The sequence below is a fragment of the Nodosilinea sp. AN01ver1 genome (assembly GCF_050565655.1).
Lineage (GTDB): Bacteria > Cyanobacteriota > Cyanobacteriia > Phormidesmidales > Phormidesmidaceae > Nodosilinea.
Window position 1 is genome coordinate 13,301 of record NZ_JBNXVS010000047.1, and the last position, 12,866, is coordinate 26,166.

Genomic DNA, 12,866 nt, shown 5'->3' on the forward strand with positions numbered 1-12,866 from the left:
CTAAAACAGCTCAGCAATTTCATCGCTATAAGCCCCTACCCTGTCCTAAACGTAGGGGCTGCTTAAGCCCAGAATAAATTTTGATTAATCAATGGCATTGATAGACAACGATCAATATTCACGAAATATTTACTTAAAGCTAAAGGTACTGTAAAGTGAAAAGTGTGCTCAGACTTTTTCTCCTCAATGGTCGTCACTAGGCTCAACACGTGGAGTCTGATTTTAGAAGCCAGGAAGCTAGACAAACCCAGTAACTAAAGCGATCTAGTTCAACCTAGTCACTTCAGTGCAGTTGTCTTTGTCCTCATCCTGATAGAAGTAGCGGTAGAAGGTTTTTAGTCAGATTCAAAGCCCTGTCTAAAGGTATAGGGTGCTTCTAAAGGCTTTGTATATTATTAGACATAGCTGATAGTAACTCTGGCTAGGTTAGCCCTACGTTAATGTTGCGTTTGGCTAAAATTGGAACTTCTAAACCGAGCTTTTAGATGGATCAGCCTGATTAAATTGCTAATCTACAAGCCACTCTTAGCCCTGAGTGTTGTGTGGCTAACACATTTGATCTTGTGTCAGTAGTAGCATAAAAGTCCTTCAGAAAACATTTGCCCCATTGCCCCTATGAACTCCGCTAAACAGTTGAGAATACTATATTCTTCGGGACCTGTAGACGCTACTAGCGTTTACATGCATTGGGTTTTGGGTCAGGATGATCCCTCCCACTTTGCGATTACCTATGCACAGCACTTTTATGAACTAGCCAGCAAGCTTGATGCAAAATCATGGCTTATTTCGTCAAGAGATAAGCAAGGTCTCATCGAAGATAACAACTTTAGGATTGAATTTAGATCATTAAGGCATCATTTCAGAAGTAGTATTGCTTATTTTGCTGGACAGCTTTGGTCAGGCTTTAGGCTGATTGTGTCAGCAATCTTATTCAAAGCCGATATTTTGATTGCTACTCAAGATAGAACCTTTTGGTTTCTTCTAGGCATTCTGCCTTTGTTCGGTATTAAAATCGTCCCCACAATTCACTGTACGCTGTGGCCTAAGTATAAGCGACCCACTACCATACAGCGAATGATTCACAAGCTGAACAGCTGGTTCTTTCAGTATGGTTGTGTGGAAATTTGCGTCGTTTCCGAAGACATCAAGGACCAAATCATTAAGATTACCAATGGTAGAAGCCGTCCTATTCGGACATTTGTTCCTACCTACAGAGAAAACTTTCTCAAAAATATCAAGGTCCAAAGCTTCAATGCTAAAGCCGATACGTTTAGAGTTTTATTCGCTGGCAGAGTGGAAACGAGTAAGGGCGTTTACCTGCTTCTAGAAGTCGCGAAGAAATTTATAGCGGTCAATCCCAACTGCGTCTTCAACGTCTGCGGCACTGGTGGTGAGGTAGACAACCTCAAAGCTGCCGCATTGAAAGCTGGCATTGCTAAGCAGTTTGTTGTGCATGGTCACTGTAAGCGAGATAAGCTACGCAACATGTACGAAACATCTCACGTAGTGGTGGTACCAACCACGACAGACTTTGTTGAAGGGTTCAATAAAGTTGTGGCTGAGGGCGTGATTGTGGGGCGACCAATTGTTACCTCGTCTGTTTGCCCGGCCCTGTCTGTAGTTAGAGATGCCGCAGTGGAAGTTACGCCTGACGACGTGGACGGATACTTCAACGCTATTTTGAGGCTGGCAACAGACAACGATTTTTATGAGCAAAAGCAGAAAAACGCAATGGCTCTCAGAAAGCAGTTTTTCTCATATTCCAAGAGCTGGCAGGCCCAGGTTGAAAGTGTTGTTCACAAAATTTGTAGAGACAGTTCAGACTCTCAGGAGACCCTAAATTTTAGTAACTATAAACAAGAGGTGGCTCATCGGACCTCATTGACCGCCGATTCAGAACCGGTTTTACCCCGAAGGTAATCAATTAGGATTTGCTGCTTCTTCCACCCACTTACCCATATCCTGCCGGAAGCGGCTCCCTGCCACCTATTTCTTATACTCTAATACTCCGTCGCATTGTCCAGAACGACGGTGCCTGCTCGGCAAAGGAGCCAGTTTTGACAATCTCAAAGCCGTGGCGCTGGTAGAAGCGCACTGCGCCTTCGGTTGAGGTTTCGAGGTAGCAGGGTTGGCCAGTGCGATCGCAGCCTTCCAGTCCGGGCTGCATCAGCTGGTGACCCACCCCCTGTCGCTGGTAGCGGGGGCCAACAGCTAGCAGCATCAGGTACCAGTGGGGCATGGCCATGGCCTGATGATGGTAGCGATCGAGGGCAAGGGCCGCCTGCCAGCGGGGCAGATAGTGCAAAGGCAGGCGAAAGGGCAACTCGTATAGCCCGGCCAGCAGCAGGTCGACCAGATCGACCGATCGGCCTGGCGGCATCCAAATGGCAATGCCTTTCAGGGTTTGACCATTGGTGTCGGTGAGGCCGTAGCCGTGGTCGCCGCCGCAGAGCAGCAGCATGCGAAACAGATAGGTCATCAAGCCCTGGCGATCGCCTACATCAGCAGGTACTAGATAGTTAAACAGGGGGTCGTCGGCAAAGGCGGCACAGAGCAACTCAGTGGCGGCATCGAACTGGGTCGGTTGCAGAACGGCTAGCGGCGATAGGGTTTCCATGGGTTCACCAGATTAAGTCGTTGAAAAATTCCGTCAATTTAACGCCGTCGATCTTGACCAGGGTGGCCATCCAACGAATGGCGGCGCGGTCCCGAGACTGGCCGCACTCAACCAGCAGTTGCCAACCCGCGATCGCCAAAACCAGCCAGGGGTAAAGCTGGCGACGGCCATAGCGGAGCCAAACCCAGAACGAACGCAAACGCAGCGTCATCGCTGTCCTCCCGGAAATTTCTCCAGATAGGCGGTGAGCAAATCAGCTAACAGCTCAGCCTGCTGGCGGTAAGACACCATCGCCGGGTTAATCATGCGCTCAGAAATCAGCCCGTCGATTAAGCAGAGAATGTGGGTGGCAATCAGGGGATTGTCGATCTGTAGAGCGGCCATGATTTCGTCGCGCGATCGCAGGCTTACCCGCTGCACGGCCTCATTCACCCGCGACGGCCCCATCCCCGCCTGCTGGTAAAAATCCATCATTAGCAAAGTCTGCTTCGCAAAGTAGTCTTCATTGGCTTCTAGAAAATCGCCCAGAGCGAGAATGCGCTCCCGCAGGCTGCTTAACCCTTCGATCTTGGCGCTGGCCTGCAGTAGATCCTGAGTCGTCAATTCCTCAATCAGCTGCATGAACAAATCCTCTTTGCTGGGGAAGTAGTAGTACAGCGTGCCGGTTGAAACGCCCAGCGCCTTGGCAATTTGTCGGGTGGTTAGGCTGGCGTAGCCGTGCTCGGCAAACAGGTCAAAGCACTGCTCTAATAACGCTTTGCGGTACTGGTCGTGGTCGACAACCTTGGGCATTCTTTTTTAACTGAGCGCTCGTTATTTTTAAGGGTAGCACAGGTTTTTGGAGCGTCAACACTGCCGGACAGATGGGCTGATTAGTGAGCTTAATTAAAGGCCGGGGATGCGATCGCCCTGCCGATGCCCTTGAGAATTTGTAGAACGGCTTGCAGTTCTTCAGGCAGGGTATATAGCGAGAAAACGCGCGACAAGCTATATTGCTTCGCAGGCTGATGACTCAGTTTTACGAATAAAACGTCATCGCCATTAGTTAGTAGGCCAAAGGTAGGTTTGTCGATCTGAGTATTGGCCATCATATAGGCCAAGGCCTGAGGCAGGGCAGGGCGGGTAGAAATTGTCGTTTTCTTCGCTTCTAGCACCAGCACCCAAAAGGTTTGTTGCGCACTCTGCTGCTCACTCTGCTGCAAGACCAGTGCGTCAATGCGCCCTCGGAGAACTTCTTCGCCATCGTCTACGGCAACTTCTACTGCGGCCTCGGCCTTGAGTTTAAAGGGCGGGTCATAGAACCCGGCTAGCTCTAGCAGCGGGGATGCCACCAGCAGCATGACAGAGCCCTCTAGTAAATCGCCGTCGGCCCTGTGATACAGCAGTCGCTGCCGCATCACCTCCAGACGATCGCTTTCTACGCCGCTAAGGCCGGGTAGGGGGGCGCGCCACTCTGGGAAGAAGGCTACATCTTCGCTGCGGCTCAAACCCAGGCGAGTCTCTACCTCTGCCAGGGTTTTAAATGCTTCGGTAATGGCAACAACTTTAGCCATGGTCTCCCCAATAAACCCACTATAGGTTCAAAAACTTTTCTAGAGCGGCGACCATTGCCGGGGGCCAGCGGCGTACCGTACTCAGCCAGTCGAGGTCTCTGTAGCGGCGATCGAGGCCCATGACAGCCACCCAGTTGCTCTCGGCTTCACCCCTCTGGCCCTGGCCCCAGAGGGCAGCGGTGAGGGCGGCGCGGGCATCGGCAAAGTTGGGGTAGCGGCGGGTGAGGCTGCGAAACTGGCGAATGGCTTCGTCGGCATTGCCCAGCTGGTACTCGGCCAGGGCGGCGTTGACGCGGGCAAAGGCAAATTTGGGGTCGAGATTGGCGGCTTTCTGGTAGTCGGCCAGAGCAACTTCCCAATGGCCCAGACCCGCCTGGGCGTTGCCCCGGTTATTATAGGCGGCGGCATCGTCGGGGTTGAGGGCGAGCACCTGGCTGTAGTCAGCGATCGCATCCTCCCACCGCCCCAGCCCTTCTAGGGCCGCTCCCCGGTTGAGGTAGGGGTCGGGCTGCTCAGGGGCTAAAGCGATCGCCCGGTTGTAGTCCTCTAACGCCTCTTCCAGCTTGTTTTGGCTCACCCGCACGTTGCCCCGGTTGCTCCACAGGGCAGCTTCGTCGGGCAGGTAGTCGATCAGCTGGCTCCAGTAGGTTTCGGCCTCGGTAAACTGGCCCTTTTGCGAGGCGGCAAAGGCTTTTTGGCGCAGATCAGAGATGTCTTGCACCACCTGGGGCGATAGCTCGGAAAGATCAGATTGCGCTTGGGCAGGCAATCCCCTACCCGTAATGCAGAGCACGCAGAGCAGAGCTATTACTAGAGGCCGAAAAACCAGATTCATCACGATGTTCGAGGAAAGAATGCGGCAGGAGAAATATGAAAAAATTCAGCCAGCTTTTCAATGTGCTCAACGGTAAAGTTACGCTGGCCATTGAGAATAGCCGAAACAATAGACTCGGTTTTAAAGATAGGAACCAGATCTTTTTGCTTGAGGCCAAACTCATTCATCAGCGCCCGCAGCAAATCGATTCCGCTCAGGTCTGGTATCAATACATGCTTCTCCTCGTAGTCATGAACAAGCATGCCTAGAAGATTGAGATAGTCTTGTTTTTCTGAGGTTAGTTCTTCAGCATCTATCAAGCTGTCAATGACGCTTTGCACAGCTAAAAGCTGCTCTTCGGATCTAATTGGCCGAGGCGGAAATTTTTGCAGAAGCTGAAGATAGCCTTCTGGTTCAGTGGCAAACATGGTGAAATCCTCTGCTGCTTTCGATCGCTAACTGCTCAATAAGATTTTCTGTGCCCAGACCACACGAAGCTTGCCTGTTAGATCACTCATACCAATTGTCTTTCTTCCAGTTGTTTTTGTCATACTCGGCGTGGGTCAGCACGTTGCGGATAAACACTTTTTGATAGGTATAGTCGATCAACGTGATTAGGCGATACTTATTGCCGCCTATATTAAAAACGGTCAGGTTGCCAACTGGGTCGGCGGTCGGAAATACCCGACGTACTTCAGTCAAATTTTGCCATCTGACTGTCAATGTCAGCTTATACCAAAGTAGCAAGCTGGTTTTTGAGTCAGGATGTTTTTCCCAAAACGCTGCTAGACGAGCACGGGTAATGATGTGCATGGGCTTGGGTAAGTCACTCTAAATCTTAGCAAATTGCGAAGTTTGCCGCTGGCCCAGTAGCCTAAATGTGTCATGTTCAGACAAATCCCAGGTCGTTGCTGTGGCCGGCGTGGGCCAGGGCGAGCTGGTGGTACTTCTGGGCGTGCTCTAGCAGTTCGAGGGCCTGCTGGTCAGAGACCTGGCGCACGACTTTGCCCGGTACGCCCATCACCAGCGATCGCGGCGGCACAGCTTTAGTCACCACCGCTCCGGCCCCCACCATGCTGCCCGTACCCACGCGTACCCCGTTGAGCACGATCGCCCCAATGCCAATCAGGCAGCCCCGCTCGACATGGGCGCTGTGGATGACGGCCCGGTGGCCCACGGTGACATAGTCTTCGAGCACCGTGGGCTGGCCGGGGTCGCCGTGGAGAATGGCTCCATCCTGCACATTGCTATAGGCCCCTACTTCAATCGATTCCACATCGCCGCGCAGCACGGCCCCGTACCAAATGCTGCAGCCCTCATGGAGCGTAATTTGACCCATAATTGTGGCAGTGGGGGCGACAAAAGCGGCCTGAGACAGGTCAGGTCGAGGCCAGAGCGAGGTGGAAGCAGCATCCATAGAAGTGAGTTCTCCGGTAAAGTTCCTAAAAAAATTAGCGGATTCCATCAACGGGATGCCTCAGCTACAGGGAGAGCCGAGTTCCCAACGGTATAATACGGCTACGGATACAGCACAAACTGCCCGTCTACCTGCTCACCCCATGCCCGCCCCTGAGGACACGTCTGGTTTCAGCCCAATGGTCAACTCCGCCTTGCAGTATCCCATCTATGGCCCAGAAATCCAGTGCCCTCACTGTCGTCAGACGATTCCGGCCCTGACGCTGACCGACACGTACCTGTGCACGCGCCACGGGGCCTTTGAGGCCAACCCCGACTCGAAAGAGCTGGTGCATCTGCAGTCAGGGCGGCACTGGCGGCAGTGGGAGGGCGAGTGGTATCGCCAGCACACCCACCCCGACGGCATTCGCTTTGAGATTCACGAGGCGCTCGATCGCCTCTACACCCAGGGCTACCGGGCCACGCGGGTAATTATCGCCGAGCGCTACCAGGAGTTGGTCAACGCCTACCTGGAGCGCAATTCGCCCTGGCGCGGGCAGGTTGAAACCTCAACCGCCCCCAAGCTCTACGGCCTGCCGGTGGAGTTTAGCCCCCCCGCCGAGGTGGACCCCCGCTGGGCGGTGATTAACTTTAGCCTCGAAAAAGAGCCGGGTGTGCCGGTGCGCTATCCTTATTTTCGTCTCTTTGAATAGCCAGGCCGCCCGCCCGATGCTCCACCACGCATCAATTCGCACCCAGGATATTCACCGCGCGATCGCGTTTTACGAAGCCCTGGGGTTTACCGTCCACGAGCGCTTTACCGCTGGCATTACCCTGGCCTGCTGGATGGAGGGGCTGGGGGGACGAATTGAATTAATTCAGGTACCCGAGCCGCGCCACGCCGCCGACGCCTTTAGCGACGAGCATTACACCGGCTACTATCACCTATCCTTTGATTTGACTGAGACAACCCCCAGCCTGCCCGCCTGGTTGAAGGAGCTGCGCCAGCGGTTTGACCCCGATCCTAACGCTGCCGATCATCCTGGCTCCAGCAGCCTGAAGGTTTTGCTGGAGCCGCAGCAGCAGATTATCGGCGATCGCGTCTACGAGGTCGCCTTCTTAGCCGATGCCGACGGGCTGCCTCTGGAGTTTATTCGAGTGCTGGGCAATGTCCAATCCTGATGGCCCTAACCCTGACAAACTGGCCCCCTTTGCCGACAACTGGGCCTACCTCAAAACCGAGCTGGCCTGGCTCGATCGCCTGCTGATGGTGGCCGTGTCGCGGCAAAAGCGCGAGTTGCAGGAGCTAGACGACTTTGCCCTCTCCGACCAAGACCGGGTCACCCGCCACTGGTGGAAGGGCATCATTCACCTCACCGGGCAGCCCAACTACGACCATGCCCGTCCGCCCAAAGCGCCGCGCACGGGCGGCAACTATGCCCAGCAGCTGGAGGCCCGCATTGTCGCCAGCCAGCGGCAGGGGGTGGTGCTGGCCCTGCCGCAGCTGCGCGATCGCCTGCAGCTCACCCTGTTTGAAAAAAACGTGCTGCTGCTGGCCCTGGCCCCCGAGGTCAACCAGCGGTTTGGGCGGCTCTACAGCTACCTGCACTACCAGCACGACGAGGCCGACTGGGATTTACCCACCGTCGATCTGTGCCTGCGACTGCTGTGCCGCAACGACCTGGAGTGGCGGCGATCGCGCCCCCTGATTGCCCCCAACAGCCGCCTGGCCAGCCTCGGCCTGGTCGAGTGGCTGAATGCCGACGACACCACCCTGCTCAGCCGCCACCTGCGCCTCACCGAAGACCTGGCCACCTACCTGCTCTCCGAAGACCCCGATCCCACCAGCGTCGATACCTGGGCGATCGCCCCCATGGCCGAAGCCAGTGAGTCGTCTGAAGTTCCCGCCGAAAGCTGGAATAGCCTGGTGCTGCCCGACTCCCAGCTGGCGCAGCTCAAAACCGTCGCCGCTGCCGCCCGCGCCACCGACGGCACCATGGTGCTGCTGGCTGGCCCCAGCGGCACCGGCAAAACCCTGGCCGCCAAGGTGTTGGCCGCCGAGCTAGAGCTGCTGCTGGTAATCGTCGATCTGGCCGCGATCGCTCCCGACGACGACGGCACCATTCCCGAACTCGACGACCTGGCCAACCTGCCCCCCTGCGTGCTGCTGCTCAAAAACGCGCCCCACTGGTTTGGCCGCGCCCCCACCACCGAAGCCGCTCTGGTGCAGTCGTGGGTGATTCAGCGCCGCCGCCAGCCGGGGCTCACCCTGCTGGCCAGCCCCTATCTGCAAAGCATCAAACCCTCTTGGCGGCAGGCGATGACCGGCGTTGTCGAGTTTCCCCTGCCCGATGCCCCCGCCCGCGAGCTGCTGTGGAAGCGGGCCATTCCCCAGGGCACCAAAAAAGACCGCAATCTGCGCTGGCCCTACGTAGCTCAGCATTTGGCGCTCAGCGGTGGCAACATTAACACCCTGGCCCAGACCGCCGTCGCCCTGGCTCAGCAGAACGACCCGCCAACGCTGACGCTGGACTGTCTGCACCAGGCCCTGGCCCTGCACCACCCCGGCCTAAAGCTGCCCAAACCCTCGCGCACCAAGCGGCTCAAGCCAAAGCGCTCCTGATCCTCAGCCGGAGCTTACGACCGATCGGCTACCTGCTGCACCAAAGGCCGAAACGTCTCCACCAGAGACGTTTGGGCTACAGCCAGGGTTGGATAGGGCTGACGGCTGTAGTCCTTCCCCGCTTGCAGCGGGAACGGCTCAATGTCATTCAGCGGCACCCAGGTGGCCCCGGCAGCCTGCACGATCGCCCACACTGCCGCAATATCCCAAATTTTTGGCGTTGCCTCGACCGCACCGACAGCCCAGCCCGCCCCCACCAGCAGCAGGTTGTAGGCGGCAGACCCCAGCATGCGAATTTTGCAGGGAAAGGGGCGTTCCAGTACCGAGGTGCTGCGGGCGCAGAGGCTAAAGAACTGAGTTTTATTAGGAGCCGCATCGCTGGCGTGGACAGGGCGACCATTGCAGTAGGCCCCGCTGGGCATCTCCAGGCCGCTTTCCCCAGGCCAGTAGCCGTAGAAGGCTTGGTGGAGCGGCGGCATCGCCACGTAGCCAAACACGGGCGTACCCCGGTACAGCAGTCCCAGCGAAATGCCCCAGACCGGAATGCCACGGGTAAAGTTGGTGGTGCCGTCGATGGGGTCAATAATCCAGCACCAGTCGGTGGCGGGAAAGATGTGCTCGACCTCCTCGCTGAGCACGCCGTGGTCGGGAAATTGCGCTTTGATCGCCTGGCGCAGGGTATCGTCTGACCAGCGATCGCACCGCGTCACCAAACTGCCATCGGCCTTCAGATCGGCCTGCACCTGACCGAAGTCTTCGAGCAGCTTTTGCCCCACGGTTTTGGTCGTGGCCTCGGCAAAAGCCAGCACCTGTTCCCAAAAGTTTTCTGCCATGCCTAGTCCATATCGCTTTCCAAGGCGGCGGTGATCGCCGCCCTGGCGTTGGCCTGAAATTCTTGAATATCGACCCGGCTGAGCAGCAGAATCGCCACCATCATCCCCACCGCCTGGAGGGTAAACACCAGCCCGTAGGCCAGAAAAGCCTGGGGCTGCCCCACGTCCCCGGTGCTGCCAAAGGCTCTGAGAATGGCGCGGCCCAGGTCGAGTACGCCACCGCCCAGTACCGTGGCGCTACCGCGGGCGATCGCCTGAGCCAGCCCCCAGGCCCCAATAAAGGTGCCCGCCGTTTCGGCCACGGTCAAGTCCAGCATCAGCACGATCGCCCCCAGGGTGAGAATGCCCGAGGCAATGCCAAAGCAAAATACCGCCGTCAGCAGCACCGTTGGGTTGCCCGTCAACCCCGACAGGGTAATGCCCATTAAACACAATGCCGCCCAGCCGCAGCCCGCCACCACGGTGCGCTTTTTGCCGATGCGGGGCACTACCAGCCAGCCGGTGGTGATAATGCCCAGCAGCGTGCCCATGCCAAAGGCGGCGTTGAGCTGAGTGGTTTCGGCAATGGTCATGCCAAAGACTTCGCCGCCGTAGGGCTCTAGCACCGCATCCTGCATGAACAGGCTGAGGCTGAGCACCAGCAAAAAGGTGAAAAACAGCCCCGTCTGACGGCTAGCGGTGAGAATTTTGAGGGCGCGGCCCAGGGTAAGGCTGTCTTCGCGATCCCTGAGGGAGGAGCGACTCTTGAGCCGAGAGTACTTTTTCTCGATGCCTGCCGTGCTGAGAAAAGCCAGCACGCAGACTACCGCCGGGGCAATTACAAACAGCCGGTTCACCAGCGACTGCACCTGCTCGATCGGCGCATCCAGCTCAATCGGCTTCAGCACAATCGAGGTGATAATCACCCCGGTGATGATGCCGACCATCAGCATGGCCCAGCCGATGCCCACCAGGCGCGATCGCGAGTCTTCGTCCGAAACATCCACCAGCAGCGCCGTAAACGGGGTCGAGGTGGCGCTCAGGGCCAGCCCGTAGAGCGCAAACAAGAGCCCCAGCAGCCCCACCCAGGGGTATACCGCTGGCCCCCAGCCAGTCTCGGCGATGCGATCGCCGATCTGCCACACCACCTGCAGGGCGCAAAAGGCCGTCACCGCCACCGTTCCAATGCCCAGCCAGATATAGCCGCTGCGGTGGTAGCCAAAAATAGGCCGCGAGTCCGACATTTGGCCAAACCACACGCGGGCCGGGGCCATAAACTGGTGCACCGCGATCGCGCCTGCCGCCACCAGGGCCGGCACCCGCAGTTCTTCAATCATCACCCGGTTGAGCACTCCCAGGGTGAGCAGCGACATAATGCCCAGGCCCATGTTAAAAACCCCCAGGCGCAGCATCGTCAAAATGCTGAGGTTGGGCTTAGCGGTGGCCGATGAGCCAGAAGCCGAAGGCGAGACATCGGGGCTAGTCATAGGAAATTTAAAAGGCGTTGAGCGCAATCTTTGAGGAATAGTAATACCTTAGACCAGCACTGACCCAGCGTAGACAACAGCCGAAAAAAGAACCCAGGCTAGGCCTGGGTAGTCGAGTGCAAGCTTATTTTGTTGCTGAATATGACAGGTTTGCCAGACCTCAGCGATCGCCCTAGCCAAAGCGGCCCGATACGTAGTCGCGGGTGAACTGTTCGCGAGGGTTGTTGAAGATCACCTCGGTTCGGTCGTACTCCACCAGGTAGCCCACCTTGCCGCCCCGGTCGGTGGCCTCGGCGTTATAAAAAGCCGTGCGGTCAGACACCCGCGAGGCCTGCTGCATATTGTGGGTCACGATGATAATTGTGTAGTCTTCCTTGAGCTGCTTCATGGTTTCCTCAACTTTGATGGTCGAGATCGGGTCGAGGGCCGAGCAGGGCTCATCCATCAGAATGATGTCGGGCTGAATCGCAATCGTGCGGGCGATACAGAGGCGCTGCTGCTGCCCCCCCGACAATGAAAGGCCGCTCTGCTTGAGCTTGTCTTTCACTTCATCCCACACGGCGGCTTTGCGCAGCGAGGTTTCGACCAGCTCATCCATATCGCCCCTGTAGCCGTTAATGCGGGCTCCCCAGGCAATATTTTCGTAAATCGACTTGGGGAATGGGTTGGGCTTTTGGAAAACCATGCCAATTTTGCGGCGTAGCTCCACCGCATCGACGCCCTTGGCGTAGATATCGCTGCCGTGGAAGGTAATTTTGCCCTCCACCCGACAGGATGAGATCAGGTCGTTCATGCGGTTAAAGCAGCGCAGCACCGTGCTCTTGCCGCAGCCGGAGGGGCCAATGAAGGCAACCACTTCATTGCGGGGAATGTCTAGGTCAACGTCGCGCACGGCCAGGCTGGAGCCATAGTAAACGCTAAGGTTCTGAGTCCTTAGGGCAACGTCTGCGGAGGGTGGAGCATAGGTGTTAGACATTTGGGCACCAGGGTTGCGCTACAGTCGGAGCCAAGACTCCCACCACAACTATCGCAGGCGGCGGCCAGTTTTGGGGTTAAGGGAAGGCTAAGGGACCAGTTACAGGCCGGTACTTCAAACAAGACGTCACGTCCCGACAGCCGAGCCAGCCAGCCTTGGCCCAGAAGCCACAACCACCAAGTCATCTACATTTCCACAGCCCGTTTCTACAACTAGATCGCGGCCCCCGCGGCCCCGACAGAAGAGCCATTGGAATGCCCCGCCGGATGAGGTTCCAAGCTGAGAGCCATAGCCACCGGGGAGCTGAAACTAGCTGCTGTAGGGCCGCAACCGAACCAGGTACCAGATTAGAACCCCTAATTTTTTTCCACAGCTGCTTTAAATCACCGAATGAGTCTCTCTAAAGTGCTGAGATAGCTGCTTAAGATCACGGGCTAACGCCCCTTCAAGCTCCTAGGATAGGCCCATAAGCCAAATCCTGCCCTTTCTGTAAACATGTGCACAGCATGTATTTCAGGGCTGTTTAGGCGCTTTATTCTAGAAAGGTAGGGTGTTTTGCTCAACTTAATACTGCCGCTCAATCCAGTGC

15 protein-coding genes are annotated in these 12,866 nt (G+C 56.5%); 4 read left to right on the forward strand and 11 right to left on the reverse strand.

Going from position 1 to position 12,866, the window contains the following annotated elements; genetic code table 11:
- Positions 1-615 precede the first annotated feature (615 nt).
- Entirely contained in the window at positions 616-1,920 is a 1,305-nt protein-coding gene (locus ACQ4N7_RS25040; RefSeq protein WP_430714168.1) for a glycosyltransferase family 4 protein, read from the forward strand.
- Positions 1,921-1,993: 73 nt separating this feature from the next.
- On the opposite strand, the gene ACQ4N7_RS25045 is transcribed toward ACQ4N7_RS25040, so the two are convergent.
- From ACQ4N7_RS25045 to ACQ4N7_RS25080, 8 genes are all read right to left on the reverse strand, one after another.
- The gene (locus ACQ4N7_RS25045) at positions 1,994-2,617 is read right to left on the reverse strand and encodes a GNAT family N-acetyltransferase (RefSeq protein WP_430714169.1); all 624 of its coding nucleotides are present in this window, start codon (positions 2,615-2,617) and stop codon (positions 1,994-1,996) included.
- 4 nt (positions 2,618-2,621) lie between these two features.
- Entirely contained in the window at positions 2,622-2,828 is a 207-nt protein-coding gene (locus ACQ4N7_RS25050; protein WP_430714170.1) for a hypothetical protein, read from the reverse strand.
- Positions 2,825-3,409, reverse strand: a complete 585-nt coding sequence (locus ACQ4N7_RS25055) for a TetR/AcrR family transcriptional regulator (protein ID WP_430714171.1) — start codon at positions 3,407-3,409, stop codon at positions 2,825-2,827. The genes ACQ4N7_RS25050 and ACQ4N7_RS25055 overlap by 4 nt, the downstream gene beginning before the upstream one ends.
- Before the next feature lie 89 nt (positions 3,410-3,498).
- Positions 3,499-4,170 carry a type I restriction endonuclease subunit R gene (locus ACQ4N7_RS25060; protein WP_430714172.1) on the reverse strand — a complete coding sequence of 224 codons (672 nt, stop codon included), beginning with the start codon at positions 4,168-4,170 and terminating at the stop codon, positions 3,499-3,501.
- A 19-nt stretch (positions 4,171-4,189) separates the two neighbouring features.
- Positions 4,190-5,005, reverse strand: coding sequence for a tetratricopeptide repeat protein (locus ACQ4N7_RS25065; RefSeq protein ID WP_430714173.1), 816 nt, complete (start codon positions 5,003-5,005; stop codon positions 4,190-4,192).
- A complete protein-coding gene (locus ACQ4N7_RS25070) occupies positions 5,005-5,412 on the reverse strand; it encodes a helix-turn-helix domain-containing protein (protein WP_430714174.1) in 408 nt (135 codons plus the stop codon). Before ACQ4N7_RS25070 ends, ACQ4N7_RS25065 begins: the two co-directional genes overlap by 1 nt.
- 82 nt (positions 5,413-5,494) lie before the next feature.
- On the reverse strand, positions 5,495-5,797 hold the full coding sequence (locus tag ACQ4N7_RS25075) for a type II toxin-antitoxin system HigB family toxin (RefSeq protein ID WP_430714175.1): 303 nt from the start codon (positions 5,795-5,797) through the stop codon (positions 5,495-5,497).
- A gap of 76 nt (positions 5,798-5,873) precedes the next feature.
- Entirely contained in the window at positions 5,874-6,401 is a 528-nt protein-coding gene (locus ACQ4N7_RS25080; protein WP_430714176.1) for a gamma carbonic anhydrase family protein, read from the reverse strand.
- Positions 6,402-6,579: 178 nt separating this feature from the next.
- Here ACQ4N7_RS25080 and ACQ4N7_RS25085 point away from each other — a divergent pair, with 178 nt between their 5' ends.
- The 3 genes from ACQ4N7_RS25085 to ACQ4N7_RS25095 are packed head-to-tail and all read left to right on the forward strand — an operon-like array spanning position 6,580 to position 9,002.
- Positions 6,580-7,092: a TIGR02652 family protein gene (locus ACQ4N7_RS25085; protein WP_106873192.1), complete on the forward strand. Its 513-nt coding sequence runs from the start codon at positions 6,580-6,582 to the stop codon at positions 7,090-7,092.
- Between the two features lie 16 nt (positions 7,093-7,108).
- Entirely contained in the window at positions 7,109-7,561 is a 453-nt protein-coding gene (locus tag ACQ4N7_RS25090; protein WP_430714177.1) for a VOC family protein, read from the forward strand.
- Positions 7,548-9,002 (forward strand): AAA family ATPase, encoded by a 1,455-nt coding sequence (locus tag ACQ4N7_RS25095; RefSeq protein ID WP_430714178.1) that lies wholly within the window; start codon positions 7,548-7,550, stop codon positions 9,000-9,002. The genes ACQ4N7_RS25090 and ACQ4N7_RS25095 overlap by 14 nt, the downstream gene beginning before the upstream one ends.
- Before the next feature lie 14 nt (positions 9,003-9,016).
- On the opposite strand, the gene ACQ4N7_RS25100 is transcribed toward ACQ4N7_RS25095, so the two are convergent.
- The 3 genes from ACQ4N7_RS25100 to pstB all read right to left on the reverse strand — a co-directional run bounded on the left by ACQ4N7_RS25100 (position 9,017) and on the right by pstB (position 12,277).
- The gene (locus ACQ4N7_RS25100; RefSeq protein WP_430714179.1) at positions 9,017-9,835 is read right to left on the reverse strand and encodes an inositol monophosphatase family protein; all 819 of its coding nucleotides are present in this window, start codon (positions 9,833-9,835) and stop codon (positions 9,017-9,019) included.
- A 2-nt stretch (positions 9,836-9,837) separates the two neighbouring features.
- Positions 9,838-11,301, reverse strand: coding sequence for a BCD family MFS transporter (locus tag ACQ4N7_RS25105; protein WP_430714180.1), 1,464 nt, complete (start codon positions 11,299-11,301; stop codon positions 9,838-9,840).
- Positions 11,302-11,473: 172 nt separating this feature from the next.
- Positions 11,474-12,277 (reverse strand): phosphate ABC transporter ATP-binding protein PstB, encoded by an 804-nt coding sequence (gene pstB, locus ACQ4N7_RS25110; protein ID WP_430714181.1) that lies wholly within the window; start codon positions 12,275-12,277, stop codon positions 11,474-11,476.
- Positions 12,278-12,866 lie beyond the last annotated feature (589 nt).

What these genes read in the sequence shown, in the direction of transcription:
- ACQ4N7_RS25040 (WP_430714168.1), top strand. Translation starts at nt 616, where the DNA reads ATGAACTCCGCTAAACAGTTGAGAATACTATATTCTTCGGGACCTGTA.
- ACQ4N7_RS25045 (WP_430714169.1), bottom strand. Translation starts at nt 2,617, where the DNA reads ATGGAAACCCTATCGCCGCTAGCCGTTCTGCAACCGACCCAGTTCGAT.
- ACQ4N7_RS25050 (WP_430714170.1), bottom strand. Translation starts at nt 2,828, where the DNA reads ATGACGCTGCGTTTGCGTTCGTTCTGGGTTTGGCTCCGCTATGGCCGT.
- ACQ4N7_RS25055 (WP_430714171.1), bottom strand. Translation starts at nt 3,409, where the DNA reads ATGCCCAAGGTTGTCGACCACGACCAGTACCGCAAAGCGTTATTAGAG.
- ACQ4N7_RS25060 (WP_430714172.1), bottom strand. Translation starts at nt 4,170, where the DNA reads ATGGCTAAAGTTGTTGCCATTACCGAAGCATTTAAAACCCTGGCAGAG.
- ACQ4N7_RS25065 (WP_430714173.1), bottom strand. Translation starts at nt 5,005, where the DNA reads ATGAATCTGGTTTTTCGGCCTCTAGTAATAGCTCTGCTCTGCGTGCTC.
- ACQ4N7_RS25070 (WP_430714174.1), bottom strand. Translation starts at nt 5,412, where the DNA reads ATGTTTGCCACTGAACCAGAAGGCTATCTTCAGCTTCTGCAAAAATTT.
- ACQ4N7_RS25075 (WP_430714175.1), bottom strand. Translation starts at nt 5,797, where the DNA reads ATGCACATCATTACCCGTGCTCGTCTAGCAGCGTTTTGGGAAAAACAT.
- ACQ4N7_RS25080 (WP_430714176.1), bottom strand. Translation starts at nt 6,401, where the DNA reads ATGGATGCTGCTTCCACCTCGCTCTGGCCTCGACCTGACCTGTCTCAG.
- ACQ4N7_RS25085 (WP_106873192.1), top strand. Translation starts at nt 6,580, where the DNA reads ATGGTCAACTCCGCCTTGCAGTATCCCATCTATGGCCCAGAAATCCAG.
- ACQ4N7_RS25090 (WP_430714177.1), top strand. Translation starts at nt 7,109, where the DNA reads ATGCTCCACCACGCATCAATTCGCACCCAGGATATTCACCGCGCGATC.
- ACQ4N7_RS25095 (WP_430714178.1), top strand. Translation starts at nt 7,548, where the DNA reads ATGTCCAATCCTGATGGCCCTAACCCTGACAAACTGGCCCCCTTTGCC.
- ACQ4N7_RS25100 (WP_430714179.1), bottom strand. Translation starts at nt 9,835, where the DNA reads ATGGCAGAAAACTTTTGGGAACAGGTGCTGGCTTTTGCCGAGGCCACG.
- ACQ4N7_RS25105 (WP_430714180.1), bottom strand. Translation starts at nt 11,301, where the DNA reads ATGACTAGCCCCGATGTCTCGCCTTCGGCTTCTGGCTCATCGGCCACC.
- pstB (WP_430714181.1), bottom strand. Translation starts at nt 12,277, where the DNA reads ATGTCTAACACCTATGCTCCACCCTCCGCAGACGTTGCCCTAAGGACT.